Origin of the sequence: Burkholderia sp. Se-20373, assembly GCF_017104705.1 — a bacterium.
Classification (GTDB): Bacteria; Pseudomonadota; Gammaproteobacteria; order Burkholderiales; family Burkholderiaceae; genus Burkholderia.
In genome coordinates this window covers 48,644-71,240 of the sequence record NZ_JAAGPH010000002.1, presented here as the reverse complement: position 1 = coordinate 71,240, position 22,597 = coordinate 48,644, and the positions used below count along the sequence as shown (strand labels likewise).

Below are 22,597 nucleotides of genomic sequence, written 5' to 3'. Positions count from 1 at the left end.
GGCCAGCGTGTCGCCGAGCGGGCGTCGCGGTTCGCGGCGCGCGCGGCAGCAACACACCGTTCGCGAGGCGATCGACATGACACTGCCCTGCCTCGACATCCCGCTGCCCGGCGCCGGCGAATTCCGTCGCAAGCGCGGCACGCATTGCCCGCATGGCGCGCATGGCGCGCCGCTACCTCGGATACTCCAGTTGCAGCGCGACCCAACCCGACGTCGCGTCGCCATAGCGTGCCGCGATGTCGCCGAGCACACCGGGCAGCACCGCGTCCCCGCGCCGGTCGGCCGGTACCGCCATGCGCGTGTGCCGAGCATTCGCCGGCTGCGCCAGCAACCGCAGCCCGTGCTTCGACTCGATCACGCGCGCGTCTGCCGTCGCGACGACGTCGCTGCGCCAGGTCCGCGCCCACGCGTCGGCGGTCAATGCAACCGGTAGCTCGTCGAACCCGGTTTCGACCGGCAGATCGAATGTCTCGTGCCGCCAGAGCGCGACACGGTTCGTCAGCGCGACCGCCACCGCACGCGCCGTCAACGCGAACCGGCTGCCGTCGTGAACGTCGCTCCATGACTGCGCGCCGACGCGCCGCGCCGTCTCGCGCGCCACTGCCGGCCCTGCCAACGCATTCACCAACGCCAGCGTAGCGGGAATCGACGCCGATACGCCGGTCGTCGTCATGACGTTGCCGTCCATCACATAGCGGCGATCGCCGACCCACGTCGTATCGGCAAAGCGCCGGCGCAGGCCGTCGCGCGCATACCAGTGAGACGTCGCCGTGCGATGCCGCAGCAGGCCGGCGTTCGCGAGCACCTCCGCGCCCTCGCAGATCGCCACCATCGTCGCGCCGGCGGCGGCCTGCTTGCGTAACCATGCCAGTACGGCCGGGCTGTCCGCGCGATGCAGCGCGGGCACGATCACCACGTCGGCCCCCGCAGGCGTCGCGGCATCGAACCGATCGAACGTCGTATCGGCCAGCATGCGCAGCGCGGGCATCAGTTCGACCTCGCCCTCGGCGGCCGACACGGCGACGACGTCGACCGCATCGGATGCCTTCAGCATCGCGTACGGCACGATGAAATCGGTCGTCTCCGTTCCGGCGTTGTCCGCGACGATCGCCACGAGCGGCCGCGTGCGTGCCGCCTTCGGCGCGCCGATCGTCAGCGCCTGGACGACCGGCCGTGCGTCCTCCGCCTTCACCGGCACATGCCACCCCGCGACCCATGCGCCCAGCATCGCGCACACCAGCAGCACCGCCCCGCCTGTCTTCCGTCCCCGCATCGTTCACCCGCATCCGTCGATTGCATGTCCGGAAAATTACAAGGATCATGCACGCGGTCACAAGGACAACTCCACCGCACTTTCCGCCATGTCCCAGTCAACCTGTTCGGCACGCGACATCGTCGTCGTCGGCTTCGAAGGCGTCCAGTCGCTCGACATCACGGGCCCGATGGAAGTGTTCGCGGTCGCGAACCGTCATCTTCCCGACCATGCCGCGCCGTACCGGCTCACGCTCGCGTCGCAACACGGCGGCGACATCGTCACGCACGCGGGCCTGCGCCTCGCCGGCACGGCCGCGCTCGCGGCGCTGCCCGAGCGGATCGACACGCTCATCGTCGCCGGCGGCGATGAAGCAGCGCTGCGCCATGCCGCGTCGGAAGCAGGCGTGCTGCCGTGGCTGCGCACGCGGATCGCGGACACGCGGCGCATCGCGAGCATCTGTACGGGTGCGTTCGTGCTTGCCGCCGGCGGATGGCTGGACGGCAGGCGCGCAACCACGCACTGGAACCAGTGCGCGATGCTGCAGGCGCTTCGTCCCGACGCACGGATCGAACCGGACGCGATCTACGTCAGCGATCCGCCGTTCCATACGTCGGCCGGCGTGACGGCCGGCATCGATCTGTGTCTTGCACTCGTCGAGGCGGATTGCGGTGCGCCGACCGCGCTCGCGGTCGCACGCGAACTCGTGCTGTTCATGCACCGTCCCGGCGGACAGGCGCAGTTCAGCGTCGGGCTCGGCACGCTGGCCAACGCGACGCCGCGCATGCGCGCGCTGCTCGCCGAGATCGCCGACGATCCGGCCGGCGATCTCCGCGTCGCCGCGCTGGCCGCGCGGATGCACATGAGCGAACGCACATTTGCGCGCAATTTCCTGAAGGAGACCGGACGATCGCCCGCGCAGTTCGTGCTGGCCGCACGCGTCGAGCGCGCGAAGGCGCTGCTGGAGCGGGCCGACTGGCCGCTCGAACGCATCGCCGAGCGGTCGGGATTCGGCAGCGTCGACGCGTTGCAGCGCGCGTTCGCGAAGCAGGTCGGCGTCTCCCCGCGCGACTATCGCGCGCGCTTCGGACCGCGACGCGGCATGCCGCAAACGGAATAGGCCGTCGCTGGTTCCCGCATGCGTCCGGGGCCGCTTGCGTGGCGGCGATCCGGCGATCGCCCGTCGTCGCCGCCGCGCATCCGTCACGCTCCCGGCCCTCCCGGCGACGAAACGGTGCGACAAGCCCTGTTCCGGTGCATCCGTCCGGTTTTTTACTGGATTGCCGAAATCTGATAGAGCCGGGAAATTTGATTTCATACCGTTCACGCATCGGACTGGAAAGCGATCGCCGCTCGACACGGCATCGCGAGCCACCGACGAATCCCAGGAGCGGGCCAGCTTGCCTGGCCCGGGCGGCGATGACGGTCCTGCCACGCAGGACATTCGTGACGGAGCGACCATGGATGCAAAATTCCAGCCTGATTCAGGCACCGACAGTGACGTAAGCCTGCTGCACAAGATGGGCTATGCGCAGGAACTGTCGAGACGTATGAGCGGTTTCTCGAACTTCGCGGTGTCGTTTTCGGTGATCTGCATCCTGTCGGGTGGCATTACCGCGTTCCAGCTCGCGTTTTCCGCCACCGGCGGCGCCTCGATCGGCCTCGGCTGGCCGTTGGGCTCGCTGTTCGCGCTGATCGTCGCGGTGTCGATGTCGCAGATCGCGTCCGCGTTTCCGACGGCCGGCGGCCTCTATCACTGGGGCGCGATCCTCGGCGGGAAGAAATGGGGGTGGATGACCGCGTGGCTCAACCTGATCGGCCTGATCTTCGTGATCGCCGCGATCAACTTCGGCACCTACGATCCGTTCTTCAAGACGCTGATCGCGCCGATGTTCGGCGTCAGCCCGGACAGCCTGACGTGGTGGCACCAGACGGCGTTCATCGCGTTCATCACGATCTCGCAGGCGATCCTGAATGCGCGCGGCATCAGGATCGCGAGCAAGATCACCGACCTGTCGGGCTACCTCATCTTCGTGGTGACGATCGCGCTCGTGGTGTCGCTGCTCGTCTACTCGCCGGTCGCGTTCGACGCGCATCGGCTGGTGACGTTCACCAATTTCACCGGCGTCGACGGCGGGGCGTGGCCGAAGCAGGCCACGCCGCTCGCGTTCCTGTCCGGCCTGCTGCTCGTGACCTACACGATCACCGGCTTCGACGCCTCAGCACACACGTCGGAAGAGACGCACGATGCGGCCAAAAACGTGCCGCGCGGCATCATCGGGTCGGTGTTCTGGTCCGCGGTGTTCGGCTACGTGATGGTGTGCGCATTCGTGCTGGTGATGCCCGACCTGACCGCCAGCATGAAGCCGGGCACCGGCTTTTTCGAGGCGATTCTCGCGCCGATTCCGAAGACGCTGCGCGTCACCCTCGAACTCGCGATGTTCTTCATCAACTACGTGTGCGGGCTCGCGGCGATCATGTCGACGTCGCGGATGGTGTACGCGTTTGCACGCGACGGCGGGCTGCCGGCGTCGAAGCTGCTGCGCAGCGTGAGCCCGACGCACCGCACGCCCGGCCCCGCGATCTGGACGTGCGCGGTGCTCGCGATCGTCGTCACGCTGTACGGCGACGCGTTCTCGGTGCTGAGCGCCGGCAGCGCGGTGTTCCTGTTCATCTCGTATGCGATGCCGATCGGCTCCGGGATGCTGGCCGAAGGCCGTTCGTGGACGGACAAGGGCCCGTTCCAGCTCGGGATCTGGTCGAAGCCGTGTGCGCTGCTCGCGCTGGTCGGCGCGTGCGTGCTCGCGTATGTCGGCATCCAGCCGCCGAACGAAAAGGTGCTGTACGTGCTCGTCGGTTTCGTCGTCGTGCTGATGGTGATCTGGTATGGCTTCGGCGTGCGAAACACGTTCGCGGGGCCGCCGGTATTGAAAGACACGCGCAATCTCGACCGCATCCGCGAACTCGAGGCGAACGTCGATCCGTCTGTCTGAAGCGGATTCGAAGCAGGTTGAAAAAAAACGACTCGCCGGCTTCGTGCCGCGAGTCGGTTTTTTCATGTTCACGCGCAACGACGAAATTCAACCGCCTCGCAGCGGTTGAATCCTGCGGGCATCCGTAATCAGACGGCGGAGAAGCAGTTGTCGACGAACAGGTGCGTGCCGTTGACGAAACTCGACTCGTCGGAAGCGAGGAACAGTGCCGCCGCCGCGACTTCCGACGGCTCGCACAGCCGGCCTTGCTGAACCGCGATCGCCGCCTCGGTCGCGTCGACACCCATCGCCTGCAGGTCCTTCAGTTCACGCATTCCGTGCGGCGTGCGGATGAACCCCGGCGCGAGCGCGTTGCAACGAATGCCGCGGTCGCGGTACTCGACGGCGATCGCCCGCGCGAACATGTGGCACGCGCCCTTGGTCGCGTCATACAGCACCTCGCCCGGCGTCGCGCACACCGCGGAAATCGACGACGTGCAGACGATGCTGCCCCGCCCCTTCTCCAGCATCTGCGGCAACACCGCTTGCGTCATCAGGAACATGCTCTTCACGTTCACGCCCATCAGCCAGTCCCATTCCGACTCCTCGATGTCGAGGAACGGTTTGACGATCAGCGTGCCCGCGTGATTGAACAGGATGTCCGCGTTGCCGTACTGCTCCCGCGCGGCATTCACGGCCTGCCGGACTTCCGCCTGTTTCGATACGTCGGCGCCGAGGCCGATCGCCTGCAGGCCCGCGTCGCGCAGCCGGGACGCGAGCGTGTCGGCTGCGTCGCCGTCGCGGTCGATGATCGCGACCTTCGCGCCCTGGGCGGCGAACAGTTCCGACGCCGCGCCGCCGCAGCCGCCGGCGCCGCCGCTTACGATCGCGACCTTGCCGGCCAGGCGGCCGTCAATCTTGACATTCATGTTGCGTGCTCCATTCTGGTTCGTTTGGTCTGCTCAACTGAACAGCGTCCGCAGGTGATCGTTGAGGAAATAGCCTTCGGGGTCCACGCTGCGGCGCAGCGCGCGAAACGCCTCGGCCTTGGGGAACCAGCGATCGACGTCCTCGCGGTTCGTGAAATGCAGCTTGCCCCAGTGCGGCCGCGAGCCGTAGTCGCGCAGGATCGTGTCGACGTCCTTCAGGAACGGCCAGTAGTCGACGCCGTTCGGGCCGCCCGAGCATGAAATCGTGACGCTGTCCTGATGGTTGAACGGGCTGATCCACGCCGGGTCGCCCTTCGTGAAGCGGTACTCGACCGGGAAAATGCAGTCGCGGTGTTTCGTGAGGATCAGCTCGCGCACGCGGCGCAGCGCTTCCTTGCCGTGTTGCGCGGGCACCGCATACTCGAGCTCGTGGAAGTTCGGCACGTAGTGGATCGCGTACACCTCCGAGCTGTAGGCGATCTTCTCGTGCTCGCCTTCATGGAACGTGCGCGCGTCGGTGATATCCATCACCTTGATCTCGCACACGTCGTAGTCCTTCTTCGAATTCGACACCTTCGTGGTGTCGGGCAGGCAGTAGAGCTCGCGGCTGGCCGACGTCGGGCACCAGAAGAAGCCGAAATGCCGGTGCTTCGCCGCCAGGTCGTCGTACTGCTCCATCAGCGCGTCGAAGTCCTCGCGCCACACGCGGTCGTGCAGCCAGAACGCATCGGTCACCTGCAGCGTGATCTCCGACACCACGCCGAACATGCCGATGTTCACCTGCGTCGCATGGAGCAAGTCGAGGTCCTGCCGGTCGCTGACCTTCATGATCGAGCCGTCCGGGCGCACGATGCGCATCCCGACGACCTGCGACGACAGGTTGCCCAGCGTCGCCCCCGTGCCGTGCGTGCCGGTGGCCAATGCACCGGCGATCGCCTGCGAATCGATATCGCCCTGGTTGACGAGCGACAGGCCGAGGTCCTTCAGGTGCCGCGTCACAGCATTGATTTTGGTGCCGGCCTTCACGGTCACGCGCTTGCGCGCTTCGTCGACCTCCACGATGCCCTGGTAGTCCTGCAGCGACAGCAGCAGGCCGCTGGTGGCCACCACGGGCGTGAACGAGTGCCCCGACCCCGCGCACCGCACGTGCTTGCCTTGCCGCGTCGCGGCATGCACCAGTTCCGCGATCTCGGCCTCGCTGGTGGGCGCGGCCAGATGCGCGGCCACGCACGACTGATTGCCGACCCAGTTCCTCCAGAATCCGCCGCGGGGAAGTTCCATCACCGTCTCTCCAGCGTCCTATTGCTGCCAAAGATAGGGTGCCGAAAGGTTTTTCACTATCGGATTTCGGCAAGTCAGGGTTTTGACGAGGCGATACCCGTCCGGCGCTTTTTGACCGGCGCGGCGAGCGGCTACAATGAATCGATCCGGCCCGCCCGTTCCCGCCCTCCGCCCTCGATGACGCCGTCTGCCCACCCGAGCGATTTCTCCGGCGACCCGCTGTTCGCGCGAACGGTCGCGTTCTGCGCGTTCACCGACGTCGAGGAACAGGCGCGCGCGTTCGACGGCTGGAACATGAACTACACGCAGATCTCCGGCGGGCGGTTTCACGGCTCGTCGTCGATCATGTCGCTGGGCGGCATCAAGCTGCTGGTCGAGGATCTCGACAAGGTCATCCTGCAGCAAGGCGCGGTGCCGACGGAGCGGATCGCCGTGGCCGTGCCGCTGGAACTGGAAGGCCATGCGCGCCTGTGCGGCGAGAAGAGCGGGCGCGACAGCCTGCACGTGTTTTCCAGCCAGCCGCAGTTCGAGTTCTATTCGCCCGACCGCCATCTGCTCGTGAACGTCGAAATCGAGCCGGAGAACCTGTCGACACAGGCGCTGCGCACGGTGGCCGCGTCGCTGCGCGCCCAAACCCATGCGCCGGTGATCCCGATGGCAACCGGTGTGGCCGATCATCTGCGCGAGCTGCTGCGCCAGACACTCGCCGCCGCCGTAAAAACCACCCGCATCGACGACGTCACGACGCAGGACAGGTTCGAACTGCTCGAACGCACCGTGCTCTACGCGATCTCGGAAGTAATGACGGCCGCCACGCCGGAGGCCGGCGCACGGATCGTGCGCCCGACGAAATACTGGTCGCTGGTCAATGCGGTGCGGGAGCGGCTGCAGGATGCATCGACGTGCCCGCTGTCGATCGCCGAGCTGTGCGTGGAACTCGGTGTCAGCCGGCGCACCGCGCAATACGCGTTCCAGGACACGTTGAACCTGAACCCGATCGCGTACCTGCGGGCCGTGCGGCTGAACCACGTGCGCCGCGAGCTTCGGCTCGGCGACTCCGTGACGACCGCGGCCACCAAGTGGGGCTTCTGGCACCTGAGCAGTTTTGCGCAGGACTACCGCGCGATGTTCGGCGAACTGCCGTCCGCCACCGCGAAGCGCTACGCGCGCCAAGCCCGCTAGCGCCGGTCGTTCACGCTGTCGTTCCCCTTCCGGCGGCCGGTGCGAACGCGTCCGCACCGGCCGCCGCCCTGCCTGCTACGTCACTCGTCCTGCTGTTCCTGCTGCGCCTGCACCTGCCGCTGCTGGATGAACTGCCGCACATCGCTCATCGTCACGCGGCCGGTGTGCTTCGCATCGATCTCGTCGAAGTGCTTCGACACGAAGCCGAGACCGCTGCTCTGCGCCTGCGCCTTCGTCACGGCCGCGCCGTTGCTCAGCACCGTATTGGCGCCGAGCCGCGCATCGACACGCTGCTGCGCCTGCTGCTGCAGCGTCGCGCCGGTCGACGGCAACACCGGCGCCGCTTTCGTGGCGGGAAAGAACGGACCGTCGACACCGCGCCCGCCGTGCGGCAGCTTCACCGGCGCGACCGCCTGCGGCGGCAACGCGTAGACACTGCTCATCACGGCACCGAGGACGATCAACGGAGACATACGCCGCATCAATTTGATTAGGGACATGATCACTCGCATTCAATGGATGAATAGAGGGTTCCTTCGACAAGGAGTCCGTCGCTGGGGGGCGCTCACGGGGCCGCCGCCAGCGTCGTCCCGGCGGTCGCGCCCGGGATGCTGCCGGTCGGCACGCTCGGCGGGTTTTCATCCGGCCACGGCGGCGGCAGCGTGTGCAGCGTCAGCGCGGTCGGAATCCGCGCGCCCTTGTAGAACGTCTTCAGGTCCCGCTTCATCTGCGGCCGGGCGACGTCGTCCAGGTAGATCATGTGGCCGCCCTGGAAGAAGTTCACCTGCAGCTTCGGATTCAGGCCCTTCACGGTCTGCAGCCGCGCGAGTTGCTTCTCCGTGTTGAAGAACGGCGTCGCGAGATCGTGGAAGCCATTCTCCGCGAGCACGCGAAGCTTCGGGTTGAGCTGCAGCGCACCGAGCAGATCGGGGATCGTGTCGGGCATCGGCTGGCCGTCGTGCGTGAAGTCCCAGACGCCGATGATGTTGTCGTTCAGCGGCAGGTACGTCGCGTTCGGTGCGGTGTAGCCGAGGTAATCCGGCATCTGCGTCGCGAGCGCGTTCGTGAACGGCTGCGAAATCAGGATGTCGGACGGGTCGCCGTCGTTCTGCAGGCGCGGATCGGCGTTCGGCAACGATACGCGCCCGTCATACCGGCCGATCGTCGTCCCGGGCAAGAGGCTCGTGCCGAACGGATTCGCGTTGAAGTAGCCGCGCAGCGCCTGTTGCGTGAGGCTCGACGGGATCGACCACAGCTTGAGCGTCGCATCGCTCGGGAACACCGGCGTGCCGAGCGCATCCGGAATGCCGAGCTGGCTCAACACCCACGACTGCGAATACTTCTGCAGCTGGTTGTAGATCAGCGTCGTGAACAGTTCCGTCTGCAGTGCGTACAGATCGGCGTTCACCGGCGCCGGCGACACCTGGTTGAAGTACGCCGCGACCGCCGCATAACCCGGCAGGTAGCCGGCCACGGTATCGGTTTCGAGCAGCAGCCCCTCCGTCGACTGCGTGATCGCGACGGCTTCCACCGCATCCGCGAAGTAGTTCAGGATCGCCGACTGCAGCACGATACCCGTCAGGTGCACGCCGGCCGATTCGAGCGCCAGCGCGAGCATGTCGGTACGCGGCGTGCCGTACGATTCGCCGTACAGGTAGATCGGCGACGTGCCGCGGCTGTTGACGTTCAGGTAGCGCTGGATGAAGTCGCGCATGATGTTCACGTCCGCATCGGAACCCCAGTACTTCTGGTTGGTGTTCGGCAGCACGGCTTCCGACAGCCCGGTGCCGGGCGGGTCGATGAACACGAGGTCGGTGGTGTCGATCAGGCTTTCGGCGTTGTCGACGAGCGGATAGTTCGGCCAGTTGCTGCCGAACAGCGGATCGGGCGTGGCCACGCGGGTCGGTGCGAACGAGCCGAGCCGCAGCCAGATCGACGACGAGCCGGGGCCGCCGTTATAGACGAACGTGACCGGGCGCGGCTTGCCGTTCGTGCTCGGCGCGGTGTACGCGACATACGACATCGACGCTTCCGCATTGCCGTTCGCGTCCTGTGCGGTCAGGTGGCCGGTGGTCGTCGTGTAGTTGACGGTCGTGCCGCCGTTTTTCCACTGGTAATGCATGACGGCGGTTTTCTCGGACACCTGCCCGGGGGCGAGGCCGTCGGTCGCATTCATCGAATACGCGACCGGGTCGACGTACGGCTGGTTGGCCGGTGTCTGCCCGGCCGCCTGTTGCGCGCTCGCCTGCTGGCTGGCGGCGGCCTGCGCGAGGCTCGACGCACCGACGGACGACGAATCGTCGCCGCCGCATGCCGCGAGCGCCAGTGTCATGACGGTCAATGCACCTAGCCCGGCCAACCGGCCGTGACGGCCACGGCGGCTGCCGGTACAGCTCTTGTCTGGTTTCATCTCTGTCCTTTGATTCGGATACCGTTTCACACAGGCCGCCAACGCCTGCGGAACGCGCAGGCGAACCCGCCACTCGCGTTGCACGGTCGGCAGTCGGCGGTTGGGGATTGGACTTCCAAGAGACTGAACTTGATACAGACACAGCAAACTGCTGGCGAGAATGGTGCTCGGACGCCCCCTGCAGTTTGAACAACTTTTATATGACCCAAATTTACGACAACACAAAAATAGGCGGTGCTGCGCCGCGTTGTCAAAGATCATTCGGATATTAAAAAACCCGCAATGATGCTAACGGCGGACAGTGTCTGGCAATTGAAAGAAAACGGGATTATTCGTGCATTGCGCGCGCTATCGACAATAATCCGCCGAATCCGCCGCTTTTATCGCACAACCGGCAATCCTTTACCGGCAACGATGTTGCGCCTCGAAAGCCTTCAGATCACCGGAATTATTCTTTCATTTTAATTATCCGTGATCGATTAATTCGGCGTGACGGCATGCATGGTCCGCCATTCAATGATTCAAGTCACTTCAACCATTCTTCAAGCGATGCGCTTATCCGCACTGCGTCATCCATAAAATACCGATTTATCCAATTCTCGAAAATCAAGCGGAATTATTTACCCTTTCTCGCGCCGGCCTTCCAGCAGGGTAGAAGCGCGACATGCAGCCTCGTCGCACGCCGCGCTTCTTCCGCATTCAATCCGCCATTACTTCCCGCCGCCCGGCAGCGCGATATCGATCAGCACCGGATCGTGATCCGACGAGCGATACGCATCCGGCGCGTAGAACGTCTTCTGCTGCTCGGCCGACTTGTACGCGAGCGTGTACTGCAGCGCGAGCGGCTCGTCCGCGTTGATGTGCCATTCGTGCACGGCCTTCACGTGCGATGCGAGCGGCAGCGTCGCGAGCGCGTGATCGAGGTAGCCGGCTTCGCCGTTGTACACGTAGCTGTATGCATTCGCGCCGATCCAGCGCGCGACGAGGTTGCGGTAGCCGCGCGATTCGAGCGTGCGGATCGGGTCTTCGTACGTGTAGCTGTTGAAGTCGCCGATCAGCAGCACGCCCTGGCCCGCGACGCCCGTGGGGTTGCCGGCAAGCCAGTCGGCCACCTTCGCCGCCGCGCGCGTGCGCGTCGGGTTCCAGCAGCCCTGGCCGTCGCCCTGGTCGAGATCGTCGTTGGCGGCATCCGGGCAGTTCTTCGACTTCAGGTGGTTCACGGCCACCGTCAGCGACTGCTTGTTGCCGTTGATCAGCCGGAACGACTGCGCGAGCGGCTGGCGGTTCTTGTCGTCGATCGCGAGCGTCGCCGCGCGGCCGACCGGTTCGACCTTGCGGCTGTCGTAGATCATCGCGACCGTGATCGCATCGCCGCCGAGGCGCGACACGCCCGGATCGACGACACGCCAGTTATTGCCGAGCTTCGCCGCGAGCTGACGCACCGCGCTCAGTTCGCCGTAGCCGTTGTTCTGGATTTCCATCAGGCCGATCACGTCGGCGTCGATCGCCTTCAGCGCGCTGACGATCTTCGCTTCCTGGCGCTGGAATTCCTGGAAGTTCTTCGCGCCGCGGTTGTTCGGATCGTCGAAGCCGCCGCCGAGACCGTTGCCGTTGAAGTAGTTCAGCACGTTGAACGACGCGACGCGCAGGTTCGATTTCGGGTCGCGCGCCGGTGCGTGGGTGCGCGGGTTCGTGCGCGCGTCGAATGCCGGCACGGCCGCGCCCGGCAGCGGCTGCACGCGCCATGCGCCGTAGCGCACTTCGAGCACGCCCTCGACGTCGCGCACCGTGTAGCCCGCGCGCAGCGTGTTCGCGGCCGACAGGCCCGGCGCCGGGTACGGCACCGTGGCGGGGTTCTGCTTGTTCGAGCCGTCGTCGAGGATCAGGCGGTTGCGTGCGTTCGCATCGATTTGCGTCTGCGCCTGCGCGGGCGGCACGACGCTCGTCGGCGTGCGCAGGCGGCCGTTGCTGAGCATCACGCTGCCGTAGCGGCCGAGCTCGTAGTTGTCCGTGACGTTCAGCGTCTGCGGCAGGCGCACGAGCATCCCTTCATACGCGGCGAACGCGTTCGGGCTGTCGACCGGCAGCGTGAGCGTCGCGGGCGTGACGGTCTGGTTGTTCGCGCACACCGCGATCGCGCCCGACTGCGTGAGCTGCGTCTGGCCGTACTTCTCCTCGACCTTGCCCGTCACGTGCACGAGGTCGCCCGCTTTCGCCCGCACCTTCGGCGCGTAGACAAACAGGCCTTCGGACACGCCCGGCTGGTTGCGGCGCTGCGCGTCGGCCTGCTGGACGAAGAAGCCGCCGAAGCCGTCCGTGCCGCCGAAATCGGCGGTGACGACCGCTTCGATCGACACGTTCTGGCCGGCGAGCGGCGACGGCGCGCCCGGCCCCTGGATATCGGCGATCGGCGTCGTGCTGCCGCCGCAGTTCGGGCTGACGGGCGCGGCAGTGGCGGCGAAAACCGGCGCGGCGAGCGTCGGGAGCAGCAATAGCGGGGTGAAGCGGCGGATTGTCGAGCGCATGACGGGGAATCCCGGTTGTGAGGGTGGCGAAAGCTTAGCGGCGCTCAATGACAGTTTTTGGTAATCGAAAGACAGGCAGATGTAATTATCGTTATCACGCCGCGATCGCCGTCGAGCGCGCGTTTCCGCCGGAAAAAGCGGGGAATCGTCTGACGAAAATCCACCATGACCGTGACGATTGCCCCGCGTGGTCTTGCTGCCGCGGCTTTGCGTCGTCGCGCTACACCGTGCCCGGCAACGCGCTCGACACGAGCACGGCCGCGACCATCAGCACGCCGCCAAGCACCACCGCTTCGATCCGCAACACCGTGCCGAACCGTTTCAACGAACTGGCCGGCATCGAGGCGGCCGGATCCTTCAACGCAGCCAGCAACGTTGGCATCCCGAAGAAGCGGTTGTGTCCGCCGAGCGCCGCCGCGATCAACACGAGCGCGAGCTTCAACAGCAGGATCTGCCCGTACGCCGACCCAAGCAGATTGACGGGCGTATCGACGCCGCGCCAGCCGTTGTACGCGCCGGTCGCGAACAGCACGATCAATGCGCAGGTCGACGCATCGGACAGCGACTGCACGAACGATGCGCCGGTCGTGCGTTCGCTCGCGGGCATGGCTGCAAGCCTCGGCATCACGCCGAAAGCCGTCACGAGCACGAGCCCGACCCACGCGCTGATCGCCAGCAAATGCAGCCAGTCGATCCACACCGGCACGCTGAACAACCCGGCATCCACCGGATGTCCGCCGTTGCTGCGCGCGAGCGCGACGCCAGCAAGCGCGGCCCACATCGCGAACGGCAAGCGCGACTCGTTCGCATACCGGACGAACGACAGCACCACGACGACGAGCATGAACACCGCACCGACCAGCCACGCATGACCGAAGCCGGTACCCGCGAGCATCGCGCAGACGGCCGGGCCCGCTTCGAGCAACGACACGTCGCTCATCAGCGCGCAGTGCGCCCAGAACGCGGTGATGCTTGCGAGCAGCGAGATGACGGACGCACTGCGCAGCGTCGCGGCGAGCCGCCGCCCGATGCCGTGCTGCCACGCCGACGCGCCGCGCGCGAGCCAGTGGCGGCCGAGCAGCGCGCCGACGACGACGGCGAACCCGGCGTTCTGGATCGCCACCGACACGAGCCGCAGGAGACCGATGACGCCGTCGTTCACCCCTTCACCCTGAACGTATAGGTGCCCTTCGTGCGATGCGCGTCGGCCGTCATCGCCGCCCACTGCACCGTGTACGCACCGGGCGCGAGCTTCGGCATCGCGACGGTCATCACGCGCGGGTTCGCCGCATCGACCTTCGCTTTTTCCTGCGTGACGGCGTTGCCGTTCGCATCCGACACCTTCACCGAGCTGAACGCCGGTTCGAGGTCTTCGTTGAACGTAAGCCGCACCGTGTCGGGCGCGGTGTCGACCGTGCTGCCCGTCGCCGGCGCGGCGCTTTCCAGCTTGCCGTGCGCGGATGCCGCGACCGGGGCGGCGGCGAGCATCGCACCGGTCGCGACGATCGCGGCCAGCCGCGAGAGGTTCGTGATCTTCATGGTCCCGCTCCGCGTCACGGCTTCTTCAGCTCGACGACGGTCAGCGCGCCGTCCACGTCTTCCGCGACGAAGTCGATCGTGTCGCCCGCTTTCACCTGCGACAGCATCGCCGGGTCCTTCACCTTGAACACCATCGTCATCGCGTCCATCCCGAGGTTTTCGAGCGGGCCGTGCTTGATCGTCAGCTTGCCGGCGGCCGTATCGACCTTGCGGATTTCGCCGTGCGACATGCCCGGCGTCGCCGCGGCTGCCTGCTTCGCGCCGCCGCTCATGTCCATGCCGGCCATGTCGCCGGCCGCGTACGACGCCGCGGAAAACACCAGTGCATACCCCATTGCCATCGAAACCAGTCCCTTCTTCATCGTGTCGACTCCCAGTGAATGAAACGAAACCGGCGGCCGCATGCACGCAGCCGCCGCATGCTGCTGCTCAACCGTCCGGCAGTTCGCCGGTGTACTCGTATGCGACGGTGCCCTTCGGATGTTTGAACCAGCCCGGATCGCGATAGTCATTGCGGCCGAGCCCCTGCCGCACCTTGCAGACCGTGAACATGCCGCCCATCTCCAGCGGCCCGAACGGGCCCGTGCCCGTCATCATCGGCAGCGTGTTGTCGGGCAGCGGCATCTCCATGCCGCCCATCGCGCCGCCCGTGCTGCCCATCGCCATGTAGTCGGGCACGAGCTTGCCGATACGCTGCGCGAGATCCTTCTGCGGCACGCCGATCAGGTTCGGCACCTGGTGGCCCATCGCATTCATCGTGTGATGCGACTTGTGGCAGTGGAACGCCCAGTCGCCCGGCCGATCGGCGGTGAACTCGATCGCGCGCATCTGGCCCACCGCGACATCGGCGGTCACTTCCGGCCAGCGCGCGGCCGGCGGAATCCATCCGCCGTCGGTGCCCGCGACTTCGAAGCTGTAGCCGTGCAGGTGGATCGGATGGTTCGTCATCGTCAGGTTGCCGAACCGGATCCGCACGCGGTCGCCCGCGCGCACCGGCAACGGATCGATGCCCGGGAACACGCGCGAGTTGAAGGTCCACATGTTGAAGTCCGTCATCTCGTTCACGCGCGGCGTGTAGCTGCCCGGATCGATGTCGTATGCGGCGAGCAGGAACACGAAATCGCGATCGACCGGCATCGTGCCTCGATCCTTCGGGTGCACGATGAACATGCCCATCATCCCCATCGCCATCTGCACCATCTCGTCGGCGTGCGGGTGATACATAAACGTGCCGTGCGCTTCCAGCTGGAACTCGTAGACGAAGGTCTTGCCGGGCGGGATATGCGGCTGCGTGAGGCCGCCGACGCCGTCCATCCCGTTCGGCAGCCGCAGCCCGTGCCAGTGGATCGTCGTGTGCTCGGGCAGCCGGTTGGTCACGAAGATGCGTACCTTGTCGCCTTCGACGGCCTCGATCGTCGGGCCCGGCGACTGGCCGTTGTAGCCCCACAGGTTCGCGTTCATGCCGGGCGCCATCTCGCGCACGACGGGCTCGGCCGTCAGGTGGAATTCCTTCCAGCCGTTCTTCATTCGCCACGGCAGCGTCCAGCCGTTGAGCGTCGCGACGGGCGTGTACGGGCGGCCGTTCGGCGGCACGAGCGGCGGCTGTGTGGCCGTTTTCGCCATCGTGGGCGCTTCGGGCAGCGACGCGGCGCCGGCCTGGCTGACCATCGCGGCGCCCAGCAGCGCGGCGCCCGAGCCGCTGAGAAATTGTCGACGGGACACCATGTCAATGACCTTCCGGATGCGGTTGCGTCGCGGGCGCCGGTTGCGCCGCGGATGAGGAAGCCGGCTGCGGCGCAGCGTCGGCGTGTGAAGGGGCGTCGGGTTGGGGGGATGGCGTCGCGCGCGGCGCGGCACCGTCGGACGGCAGCCGGCCCCCGACGGCCATCTGCAGATCGGTTTCGGCGAGCCAGTAGTCCTTCAGCGCATCGATGTAGCCGTTGACCGCGCCGACCTGTTCGCGTGCATCGGCCAGCAGCTCGAACACGCTCGCGAGCATCCCGTTGTAGCGCAGCAGGAGTTCGTCGGAGATCGTCTTGCGCAGCGGCACGACTTCGTCGCGATAGTGGGTCGCGACGTCGTAGCTCGTCACATACGCCGCATACGATTCACGCACGTCGGAGCGCGCGTCGATGGCCGTTTTCGCGAGCCGGTTCGCCGATTGCATGTAGACGGCCTCGGCGCGCGCGACCTTCGCGCCGCCCCAGTCGAACAGCGGAATCTCGACGCTGATCTCGTAGCCGTGCTCGTGCCCCTTGCCGGTTTCGTAGTTGTTCACGTAGCCGAGGTCGACCGCATTGACGAAGCGCGTCGCCTTGCTCAGGCCGAGCGACGACGCGACGCCCTGCGTCTGCAGCTTCGCGGCCTGGATGTCGAAGCGGTTGCTCATCGCGAAGCGCTCGAGATCGGGCAGGTTCGGCCGCGCTTTCGGCAGGTCGGGCAAGCGCTCGGGCAGCGTGTACCGCGTGCGTTCGCCCCACAGGCCCATCGCACGCGTGAGCTTCTCGCGCGCGGCGACGGCCTGCTGGCGCGCCTTCGCGTGCTGCGCAACCGCATCGGCGTGGAACGCCTGTTCACGCGCGTAATCGAGGCGGCTGAAGTTGCCGGCCTGCCGCATGCGCAGCGCGAGTTCGGCGGCCGCGCTCGCGGCATCGCGCACCTGTTGCGCATAGTTCGCGGCCTGCTCGGCCGCGACGGCCTCGACGAACGCGCGGCGTGCGTCGGCTGCGACCTTCAGCATCGCGTCGGCCGTTTCGAGCTTGGTCTGCTCGAAGCGGCGGCGCTCGATGTTCGTCGCGAGCGGCATCGTCAGCAGCGCGAACACGTTCGCCGAGAACGTGCGGCCGAGCGTCAGCTCGCCGTCGCCGGCACGGGTGCGGCTGAACGCGAAGCGCGGGTTCGGCAGCCGGCCCGCCTGGACGAGATCGGCTTCCGACAGCCCCAGTTCCGCATACGAAGCCTGCAGCCCGCGGTTGTTCAGCAGCGCGACCTGCACCGCGTCGTCCATCGACAGCGGCTTTGACAGCAGCTCCTTCGTGCGCTTGTCGACGGCTTCGCGGTCGGCGTCGGTCTTGATCACCACCGCGTCCTTGCCGATGCGCTCCGACGCGGCGGAAGACACCGCGTCGAAGCCTCCATCCCTCGAAAACGTCGTGCAGCCCGCGAGGAAGGCGAGCACGGCCGCGGCCGCGCCGATCCTCGGCGATATCGCAAGCATCGTCATTGCGCGGCGCCTCCGTGCTGCGAATGGGCGGTGCCGTTTCCGGCCGCACCGCCCGTCGCACGTCCTTTCGCGGGCCGTGCCATCACGTCGCGGTTCAGTTGTTTCCAGCCCGGGCCTTCGTCGTCCCGATACGGCCGGTAGCCGTCGAATGCGGATGTCACGGTGATATCCGGCACGGCCACGGTGGCATCCGCTGGATCAGGCAGCGGGGTTTGCGCTGGCGCGAGCGACGGCGCGAGGGCCGCCGCGCTCAATAGCGCCGCAATGATCAATCGCATGAATGGGTCTCGTCGTGGGTCGTCCGGCGGCCTTGATACCGCCGCCGGAACGGATTGGAGAGTGCGGCAGGTCGAAGCCGCGGGCCGGGTCTAGACGAGAAGCCGGCGTGGCGGCCTGTCGATGCCGCCGGTCAGGAACGACACGACGACCGGCGCCGAAGCGAAGGAAGCGAGCCCGACACCGATACCCGACGCAACGGACATCACGGGAAGATCCGCCATGCCGGTGCCGAGGCAGCAGGACCCGCACGCGGAACATGGCTGTGCATGTCGCGCATGATCGTCGTGCGCGTGCTCGTCTTTATGCTGGCCGCCATGCGCGCTCGGCATCGCACGCGGCGCGAACGCATCATCAGCGCTTGCGCCGTCCTCCGCGTGCGGCATGGCCACGACCGCGCCCGCGCATGCCATCGACACAGCCGCGAACGACTGGATCGGCAGGCTCAGCGCCAGCAGCACGACGACGAGGAATTTGCGCCAGTACGACATGGATGCGGAATCACGCAGGCAACGACCGGATGGGCCGGCGCAGCGCCGCGACGGCGCGCTCCGGGGACACGACGGCCGCAGCTTATCGCCGCCGTGGTGACGACGACATGGCCGAAACATGACCGGCATTTCATGACAATTCCGTCATCCGGCGGTCACCCTTCGCGCACGCACGGCGCCGTAAGCTCACGCGTTACACTGACCGGCTGGAATCACGGATGAACCACGGACAGCCTGCCTCACCATGCGAATACTGATAGTCGAAGACGAACCCAAGATGGCGTCGTACCTCCGCAAGGGGCTGATGGAGGCGAGCTACACGGTCGACGTCGCGGAAAACGGCAAGGACGGGCTGTTCCTCGCGCTGCACGAGGATTTCGATCTCGTCGTGCTCGACGTGATGCTGCCGGAAATGGACGGCTTCGAGGTGCTCAAGCGGCTGCGCGCGCAGAAGCAGACGCCCGTGCTGCTGCTCACGGCGCGCGAGGCGATCGAGGACAAGGTCGCCGGGCTCGAGCTGGGCGCCGACGACTATCTGCTCAAGCCGTTCGCGTATGCCGAGTTCCTCGCGCGCATCCGCTCGCTGCTGCGGCGCGCGCCGCGCAACGTGCGCGACATCCTGCAGGTTGCCGATCTCGAAGTCGACCTGATCCGCCGCCGCGTGCGGCGCGCCGACACCCGCATCGACCTGACCGCGCAGGAATTCGCGCTGCTGCAGTTGCTCGCCGAACGCGAGGGGGAAGTGCTGACGCGCACCTTCATCACGTCGCAGATCTGGGACATGAATTTCGACAGCGACACGAACGTCGTCGATGCGGCGATCAAGCGCCTGCGCGCGAAGCTCGACAACGCGTATGAGAAGAAGCTGATCCACACGATCCGCGGGATGGGCTACGTGCTCGAGGATCGTTCGTGACGCGCCGCCCTGGCGCGTATTCGCTGCTGCAGCGGCTGACGCTCGCGTTCGCCGTCGTCGCCGCGCTCGTGTTCGCGCTGACCGGCGCGTACCTGTATCGCTCGCTGTCCGCCGAGCTGACGCGGCGCGACGACATCGAGATTTCCGGCAAGCTCAACCAGTTCCTGCAACTGGCGCACGCGAGCGGCTCGATCGCCGCGCTGCGAGCCGATCCGGCCGTGTTTCATGAGGTGCTGCTGTCGCACCCGGGCGTGTATCTCGGCATCTACGATGGGCAGAACCGCGCGCTCGTCGAGCATTCCGACGAAGCCGGCAATACGCTGGCGTCGGTGATCGCGGCGCCGCATCCGGCCAGCCGGGCCCGCGGGCCGTTCACCTGTTCGCCGCCCGGCATCGGCACGTCGCGTTGTGTCTATGCACGCGAAACGCTGCCGTCCGGCGACGCGATCCAGGTCGCGCTCGCGCGCACGGCGACCGATCGCCAGTCGCTGCTCGAAAGCTATCGCGTCGACATCTGGCTCGCGGCGGCCGTGGGCGCGCTGCTGGTCGGCGCGCTCGGTTATGCGGTTGCGTCGCGCGGCCTGCGCCCGGTCGAGAGCCTCGGCCGGCAGACGTCGCGCATCGAGGCGCACAACCTGAACGCACGGCTCGACGCGCGCGGCGGCCCGGTCGAGCTGCATGAACTCGCGACGTCGGTCAACCGGATGCTCGACCGCCTCGAACGCGCGTTCGTGCGGCTGTCGCAGTTCTCGTCCGATCTCGCGCACGACATGCGCACGCCGCTCGCCAACGTGATCAGCGCGTCGCAGGTCACGCTGTCGCGCGCGCGCACGACCGAGGAATACGAAGCGCTGATCGACTCGAACATCGAGGAATGCGAACGGTTGCAGCGGATGATCGAGAACATGCTGTTTCTCGCGCGCACCGATAACGCCCGGCAGCACCTGAAGACCACCGAGTTCGACGCGGGCAGCGAGCTGCGCCGGCTCGCGTCGTATTTCCAGGCGCTGGCCGATGAAGCCGGCGTGCGTATTGACGTGCACGGCGAAGCGCCGGTCGTCGCCGATGCGACGCTGTTCCGGCGCGCCGTCAGCAATCTCTCATCGAACGCGCTCGAACATGCGGAAGCCGCGTCGACGATCGAACTCACGGTTTCCACGCAAGGCCGCTACGCGGTCGTCGAAGTCACGAATCGCGGCGCCGCGATTCCGCCCGAACAGGTCGACAAGATCTTCGAACGCTTCTACCGGATCGATTCGTCGCGGCACGGCGCGGCGCGCAACGCGGGGCTCGGCCTCGCGATCGTGAAGTCGATCATGGAGCTGCATCGCGGCAAGGTCGAGGTCGCGAGCCGCGACGGGCGCACGACGTTCGCGCTTTATTTTCCGCGGGGCACGGACGGGTAAGCCGTTCGCCTGGCGATCCGCATCGGCATGACGGCAGGCTCGACTGACACGATCGCACTCATCGGGTCCCGGCTGACGTGTCGCGCAGAGACTACGGTGTGTTTCAGCACTCGGATCAGCGCAGCGAAAGCGGAATTCTCGCCGCGACCCAATCCATCGTGGTAGGCGGCATCGAGATCGTCCGCGTGCTGTCGTACGCATCCGATGCGTCGAAGTAGGTCAGCTTGCCGTCGTGGATCTCGATCGGATCGTTGCCGGGCCGGCCGCCCCAAAAGACGAAAAATAGCCGTGTCGCGAGGGTCGACCCGTGCACATCTGCCACGACGATTTTGACCTGCTCGTTCTGGTCCGCAAAAAGACCATTGCTGCTGCGGCCGCTGCCGCAGATGTTGACGAGATAGGTTGTGCCATCGATCTGCTTGATGCCGCCGTTCAGCTTGGCGTTGTAGTTGAATCGCTGGCAATCGGTGTCGTCGGTCGTGATCCCGCGAAAATTGACGAGATGGGAAAGTGCCAGGAAGCCCAGTGCGACGATCGCCAGTCCTATACGCTTCGTTCGGCTGAAATGGTCGATATTTCTGACAAGCCGACAGATGTAGAGCACGACGATGATCGACGTGATGGCGAAGATCGTGCCCTTCGCATTCTTGAGCGAGAAAAGCGTGATCGCGTTCCTTGCGTCGGCTGGCAGGAACATCCATGCAATCGCGACAACCAGGCATATGCCGACGACGGCCAAGACCGCTTTGACAAGGATGGAGATCGCCTTCATTGCTCGGCCGGGATGGTTCTGCATACGGTATCGAATTTCAGAATGATCGGCTTGTCCAGCTTGATGAGTTTGGGCCGACTGTAGACCATGAAGTCGCCACCACGATTATGCGCCGACCTCCAGTCGCGGTACGTCTTGTTATGAACAGGCCAGTAGACATCCTTCGCCAGGAACTTCCGAAAGAGGCTTGTGCGTTTGTCGATCGGCTTGTCGACCTCTTCGCCCGTGCGGAGGTAGCGCCATTCTTCGATAGTCGAGTTCCCGACGTTCAAGTTGCTGCCTTTGAAAAAATCGTTGACTGCCGCGGCGTAGGACAGAACCATCCCGTTCTTGTTCCAGTGGCCGAGGTATTGGCTCTTGGAAAGCGAATCGTCGTTGAACGAGTAGCTGTCTTTGATGTAGACGTAGACGTGGGTAATCTGGGCGACAGGCTCGAGACAGAATATCTTGCTCTTGCCTTCGTATTGGTAAAAGCGTTCGCCAGTTACAGTTGCCTTCCCTACGGCAGCGTAGAAGTTGAAGTTCGCCAGGGCGCCGGTCAAATCGGTCATCGCGGTACCGTCGAGCGTGTCGAGGGATGACACGGACTGGTACTGGAATCCCCAGGCGATGTGAAACTGGAGCGGGTCCTTCAGAAACGGTGACGTGTCGATAGCGATACCTGCCGCATTCAATTGCCCGGCCGAAAAGCTCCGCTCGACCACGGGCGCCAGGACTTTCGTTACTGCCCGTGCGGCATTCGGTGTGTAAATCGCTTGCCGGACAAGTTGATTGAATCGCTCGGTCGCACCGCGAAATTTCAGCGCCCAATCCAGGGAAACAGTCGTGTCATCAAGCGGCTGTACAGAGTTGAGGTCGTTGTTATAGACGTATCTTGGGCGTGCAAACCATTCTCGCGCGAGCTTGGCCGAGATCGGCCAGCCCATCGTGTCCATCGCTTTGGGGATGTCCTGCAGATCGAACTTGGGCAGTTTGTCGGCTTGCTCCGCGTCTGGAGGCTTGTCGCTCGGTTGCGGATTGGGAGGCGGTTTGAGAGGTGCTGGCGCAGGGGCGGACGTGTGATGCGGCTTGACTGGAACGGGTGCTTTGGGCAGTGAGGGTGGCTCGTTCGACGCACGCCTGTCGAACGAGATTTTTTGCTGCGTGTCGATGGGGACGCATCCGACTACCCCAGCGTGACATTTCCACCGTTTGCCGAGATAGAAGACTCCAGATTCCAGCTGGTAATACGGGACTTTTTTGACGTCGGGCATAACGTTTGAACAACGATTCGCAAGAGAATCGGTCTCAGCGTAATCAAAGCCCCGGCAATTCCAACGACAATTCCAACGGCGATAATGAAGACGACGTGCCAGATCAAGCCAAACCCACGCAGGTCGTAGAGGCACGGGCAGTCTTCCCGCGGCACGATTGTTACAGAAGG

The 22,597-nt window shown here is 65.7% G+C and carries 21 protein-coding genes; 6 read left to right on the top strand and 15 right to left on the bottom strand.

What is annotated here, in order from left to right; genetic code table 11:
* Positions 1–172: 172 nt before the first annotated feature.
* Complete coding sequence (locus G3N96_RS01100; protein WP_206135929.1) at positions 173–1,273, bottom strand: DJ-1/PfpI family protein; 1,101 nt, start codon at positions 1,271–1,273, stop codon at positions 173–175.
* A gap of 88 nt (positions 1,274–1,361) precedes the next feature.
* Between G3N96_RS01100 and G3N96_RS01095 the strand changes: the two genes are divergently transcribed.
* Both G3N96_RS01095 and G3N96_RS01090 read left to right on the top strand, forming a co-directional pair.
* Positions 1,362–2,372 (top strand): helix-turn-helix domain-containing protein, encoded by a 1,011-nt coding sequence (locus G3N96_RS01095; protein ID WP_206135928.1) that lies wholly within the window; start codon positions 1,362–1,364, stop codon positions 2,370–2,372.
* Between the two features lie 340 nt (positions 2,373–2,712).
* Positions 2,713–4,245: an amino acid permease gene (locus G3N96_RS01090; RefSeq protein ID WP_206135927.1), complete on the top strand. Its 1,533-nt coding sequence runs from the start codon at positions 2,713–2,715 to the stop codon at positions 4,243–4,245.
* Between the two features lie 128 nt (positions 4,246–4,373).
* Here the strand turns inward: G3N96_RS01090 and G3N96_RS01085 are convergent, their stop codons facing one another.
* Together G3N96_RS01085 and G3N96_RS01080 are read right to left on the bottom strand one after the other, a co-directional pair.
* Entirely contained in the window at positions 4,374–5,153 is a 780-nt protein-coding gene (locus tag G3N96_RS01085) for an SDR family oxidoreductase (protein ID WP_206135926.1), read from the bottom strand.
* A gap of 33 nt (positions 5,154–5,186) precedes the next feature.
* Complete coding sequence (locus G3N96_RS01080) at positions 5,187–6,434, bottom strand: D-arabinono-1,4-lactone oxidase (protein WP_206135925.1); 1,248 nt, start codon at positions 6,432–6,434, stop codon at positions 5,187–5,189.
* Positions 6,435–6,611: 177 nt separating this feature from the next.
* Between G3N96_RS01080 and G3N96_RS01075 the strand changes: the two genes are divergently transcribed.
* A complete protein-coding gene (locus G3N96_RS01075) occupies positions 6,612–7,616 on the top strand; it encodes a helix-turn-helix domain-containing protein (protein ID WP_206135924.1) in 1,005 nt (334 codons plus the stop codon).
* Between the two features lie 80 nt (positions 7,617–7,696).
* Here G3N96_RS01075 and G3N96_RS01070 read toward each other — a convergent pair whose 3' ends face one another.
* Positions 7,697–8,128 carry a 2-oxoglutarate dehydrogenase gene (locus G3N96_RS01070; protein ID WP_124581527.1) on the bottom strand — a complete coding sequence of 144 codons (432 nt, stop codon included), beginning with the start codon at positions 8,126–8,128 and terminating at the stop codon, positions 7,697–7,699.
* A gap of 53 nt (positions 8,129–8,181) precedes the next feature.
* Positions 8,182–10,026: a peptidase S10 gene (locus tag G3N96_RS01065; protein WP_206135923.1), complete on the bottom strand. Its 1,845-nt coding sequence runs from the start codon at positions 10,024–10,026 to the stop codon at positions 8,182–8,184.
* A gap of 234 nt (positions 10,027–10,260) precedes the next feature.
* On the opposite strand from G3N96_RS01065, the gene G3N96_RS01060 reads away from it, so the two are divergent.
* A complete protein-coding gene (locus G3N96_RS01060; RefSeq protein ID WP_241022398.1) occupies positions 10,261–10,491 on the top strand; it encodes a hypothetical protein in 231 nt (76 codons plus the stop codon).
* 245 nt (positions 10,492–10,736) lie between these two features.
* Here the strand turns inward: G3N96_RS01060 and G3N96_RS01055 are convergent, their stop codons facing one another.
* The 8 genes from G3N96_RS01055 to G3N96_RS01020 form a co-directional block, all read right to left on the bottom strand.
* A complete protein-coding gene (locus G3N96_RS01055; RefSeq protein ID WP_206135922.1) occupies positions 10,737–12,551 on the bottom strand; it encodes an ExeM/NucH family extracellular endonuclease in 1,815 nt (604 codons plus the stop codon).
* Positions 12,552–12,771: 220 nt separating this feature from the next.
* The gene (locus tag G3N96_RS01050) at positions 12,772–13,713 is read right to left on the bottom strand and encodes a CopD family protein (protein WP_206135921.1); all 942 of its coding nucleotides are present in this window, start codon (positions 13,711–13,713) and stop codon (positions 12,772–12,774) included.
* Positions 13,710–14,090 (bottom strand): copper homeostasis periplasmic binding protein CopC, encoded by a 381-nt coding sequence (gene copC / locus G3N96_RS01045; protein WP_206135920.1) that lies wholly within the window; start codon positions 14,088–14,090, stop codon positions 13,710–13,712. The genes G3N96_RS01050 and copC overlap by 4 nt, the downstream gene beginning before the upstream one ends.
* A 14-nt stretch (positions 14,091–14,104) precedes the next feature.
* On the bottom strand, positions 14,105–14,452 hold the full coding sequence (locus G3N96_RS01040) for a copper-binding protein (RefSeq protein ID WP_206135919.1): 348 nt from the start codon (positions 14,450–14,452) through the stop codon (positions 14,105–14,107).
* Between the two features lie 67 nt (positions 14,453–14,519).
* The gene (locus G3N96_RS01035; RefSeq protein ID WP_206135918.1) at positions 14,520–15,815 is read right to left on the bottom strand and encodes a copper oxidase; all 1,296 of its coding nucleotides are present in this window, start codon (positions 15,813–15,815) and stop codon (positions 14,520–14,522) included.
* A gap of 1 nt (position 15,816) precedes the next feature.
* The gene (locus G3N96_RS01030) at positions 15,817–17,313 is read right to left on the bottom strand and encodes a TolC family protein (RefSeq protein WP_206135917.1); all 1,497 of its coding nucleotides are present in this window, start codon (positions 17,311–17,313) and stop codon (positions 15,817–15,819) included.
* Positions 17,310–17,591, bottom strand: coding sequence for a hypothetical protein (locus G3N96_RS01025; protein ID WP_206135916.1), 282 nt, complete (start codon positions 17,589–17,591; stop codon positions 17,310–17,312). Before G3N96_RS01025 ends, G3N96_RS01030 begins: the two co-directional genes overlap by 4 nt.
* A 90-nt stretch (positions 17,592–17,681) precedes the next feature.
* On the bottom strand, positions 17,682–18,080 hold the full coding sequence (locus G3N96_RS01020; RefSeq protein ID WP_124581511.1) for a hypothetical protein: 399 nt from the start codon (positions 18,078–18,080) through the stop codon (positions 17,682–17,684).
* 244 nt (positions 18,081–18,324) lie between these two features.
* On the opposite strand from G3N96_RS01020, the gene G3N96_RS01015 reads away from it, so the two are divergent.
* Positions 18,325–18,996 carry a heavy metal response regulator transcription factor gene (locus G3N96_RS01015; protein WP_206135915.1) on the top strand — a complete coding sequence of 224 codons (672 nt, stop codon included), beginning with the start codon at positions 18,325–18,327 and terminating at the stop codon, positions 18,994–18,996.
* Complete coding sequence (locus G3N96_RS01010) at positions 18,993–20,402, top strand: heavy metal sensor histidine kinase (RefSeq protein WP_206135914.1); 1,410 nt, start codon at positions 18,993–18,995, stop codon at positions 20,400–20,402. Before G3N96_RS01015 ends, G3N96_RS01010 begins: the two co-directional genes overlap by 4 nt.
* A gap of 115 nt (positions 20,403–20,517) precedes the next feature.
* Here G3N96_RS01010 and G3N96_RS01005 read toward each other — a convergent pair whose 3' ends face one another.
* A complete protein-coding gene (locus tag G3N96_RS01005; RefSeq protein ID WP_206135913.1) occupies positions 20,518–21,198 on the bottom strand; it encodes a hypothetical protein in 681 nt (226 codons plus the stop codon).
* Positions 21,171–22,427 (bottom strand): DUF6402 family protein, encoded by a 1,257-nt coding sequence (locus G3N96_RS01000; protein ID WP_206135912.1) that lies wholly within the window; start codon positions 22,425–22,427, stop codon positions 21,171–21,173. Before G3N96_RS01000 ends, G3N96_RS01005 begins: the two co-directional genes overlap by 28 nt.
* Positions 22,428–22,597 lie beyond the last annotated feature (170 nt).

Coding starts and splice junctions, on each gene's coding strand:
- G3N96_RS01035 (WP_206135918.1), bottom strand. CDS start 15,815: ATGGTGTCCCGTCGACAATTTCTCAGCGGCTCGGGCGCCGCGCTGCTG.
- G3N96_RS01005 (WP_206135913.1), bottom strand. CDS start 21,198: ATGCAGAACCATCCCGGCCGAGCAATGAAGGCGATCTCCATCCTTGTC.
- G3N96_RS01075 (WP_206135924.1), top strand. CDS start 6,612: ATGACGCCGTCTGCCCACCCGAGCGATTTCTCCGGCGACCCGCTGTTC.
- G3N96_RS01020 (WP_124581511.1), bottom strand. CDS start 18,080: ATGTCGTACTGGCGCAAATTCCTCGTCGTCGTGCTGCTGGCGCTGAGC.
- G3N96_RS01085 (WP_206135926.1), bottom strand. CDS start 5,153: ATGAATGTCAAGATTGACGGCCGCCTGGCCGGCAAGGTCGCGATCGTA.
- G3N96_RS01055 (WP_206135922.1), bottom strand. CDS start 12,551: ATGCGCTCGACAATCCGCCGCTTCACCCCGCTATTGCTGCTCCCGACG.
- G3N96_RS01095 (WP_206135928.1), top strand. CDS start 1,362: ATGTCCCAGTCAACCTGTTCGGCACGCGACATCGTCGTCGTCGGCTTC.
- G3N96_RS01080 (WP_206135925.1), bottom strand. CDS start 6,434: ATGGAACTTCCCCGCGGCGGATTCTGGAGGAACTGGGTCGGCAATCAG.
- G3N96_RS01065 (WP_206135923.1), bottom strand. CDS start 10,026: ATGAAACCAGACAAGAGCTGTACCGGCAGCCGCCGTGGCCGTCACGGC.
- G3N96_RS01040 (WP_206135919.1), bottom strand. CDS start 14,452: ATGAAGAAGGGACTGGTTTCGATGGCAATGGGGTATGCACTGGTGTTT.
- G3N96_RS01090 (WP_206135927.1), top strand. CDS start 2,713: ATGGATGCAAAATTCCAGCCTGATTCAGGCACCGACAGTGACGTAAGC.
- copC (WP_206135920.1), bottom strand. CDS start 14,090: ATGAAGATCACGAACCTCTCGCGGCTGGCCGCGATCGTCGCGACCGGT.
- G3N96_RS01030 (WP_206135917.1), bottom strand. CDS start 17,313: ATGACGATGCTTGCGATATCGCCGAGGATCGGCGCGGCCGCGGCCGTG.
- G3N96_RS01100 (WP_206135929.1), bottom strand. CDS start 1,273: ATGCGGGGACGGAAGACAGGCGGGGCGGTGCTGCTGGTGTGCGCGATG.
- G3N96_RS01025 (WP_206135916.1), bottom strand. CDS start 17,591: ATGCGATTGATCATTGCGGCGCTATTGAGCGCGGCGGCCCTCGCGCCG.
- G3N96_RS01015 (WP_206135915.1), top strand. CDS start 18,325: ATGCGAATACTGATAGTCGAAGACGAACCCAAGATGGCGTCGTACCTC.
- G3N96_RS01000 (WP_206135912.1), bottom strand. CDS start 22,427: ATGCCCGACGTCAAAAAAGTCCCGTATTACCAGCTGGAATCTGGAGTC.
- G3N96_RS01070 (WP_124581527.1), bottom strand. CDS start 8,128: ATGCGAGTGATCATGTCCCTAATCAAATTGATGCGGCGTATGTCTCCG.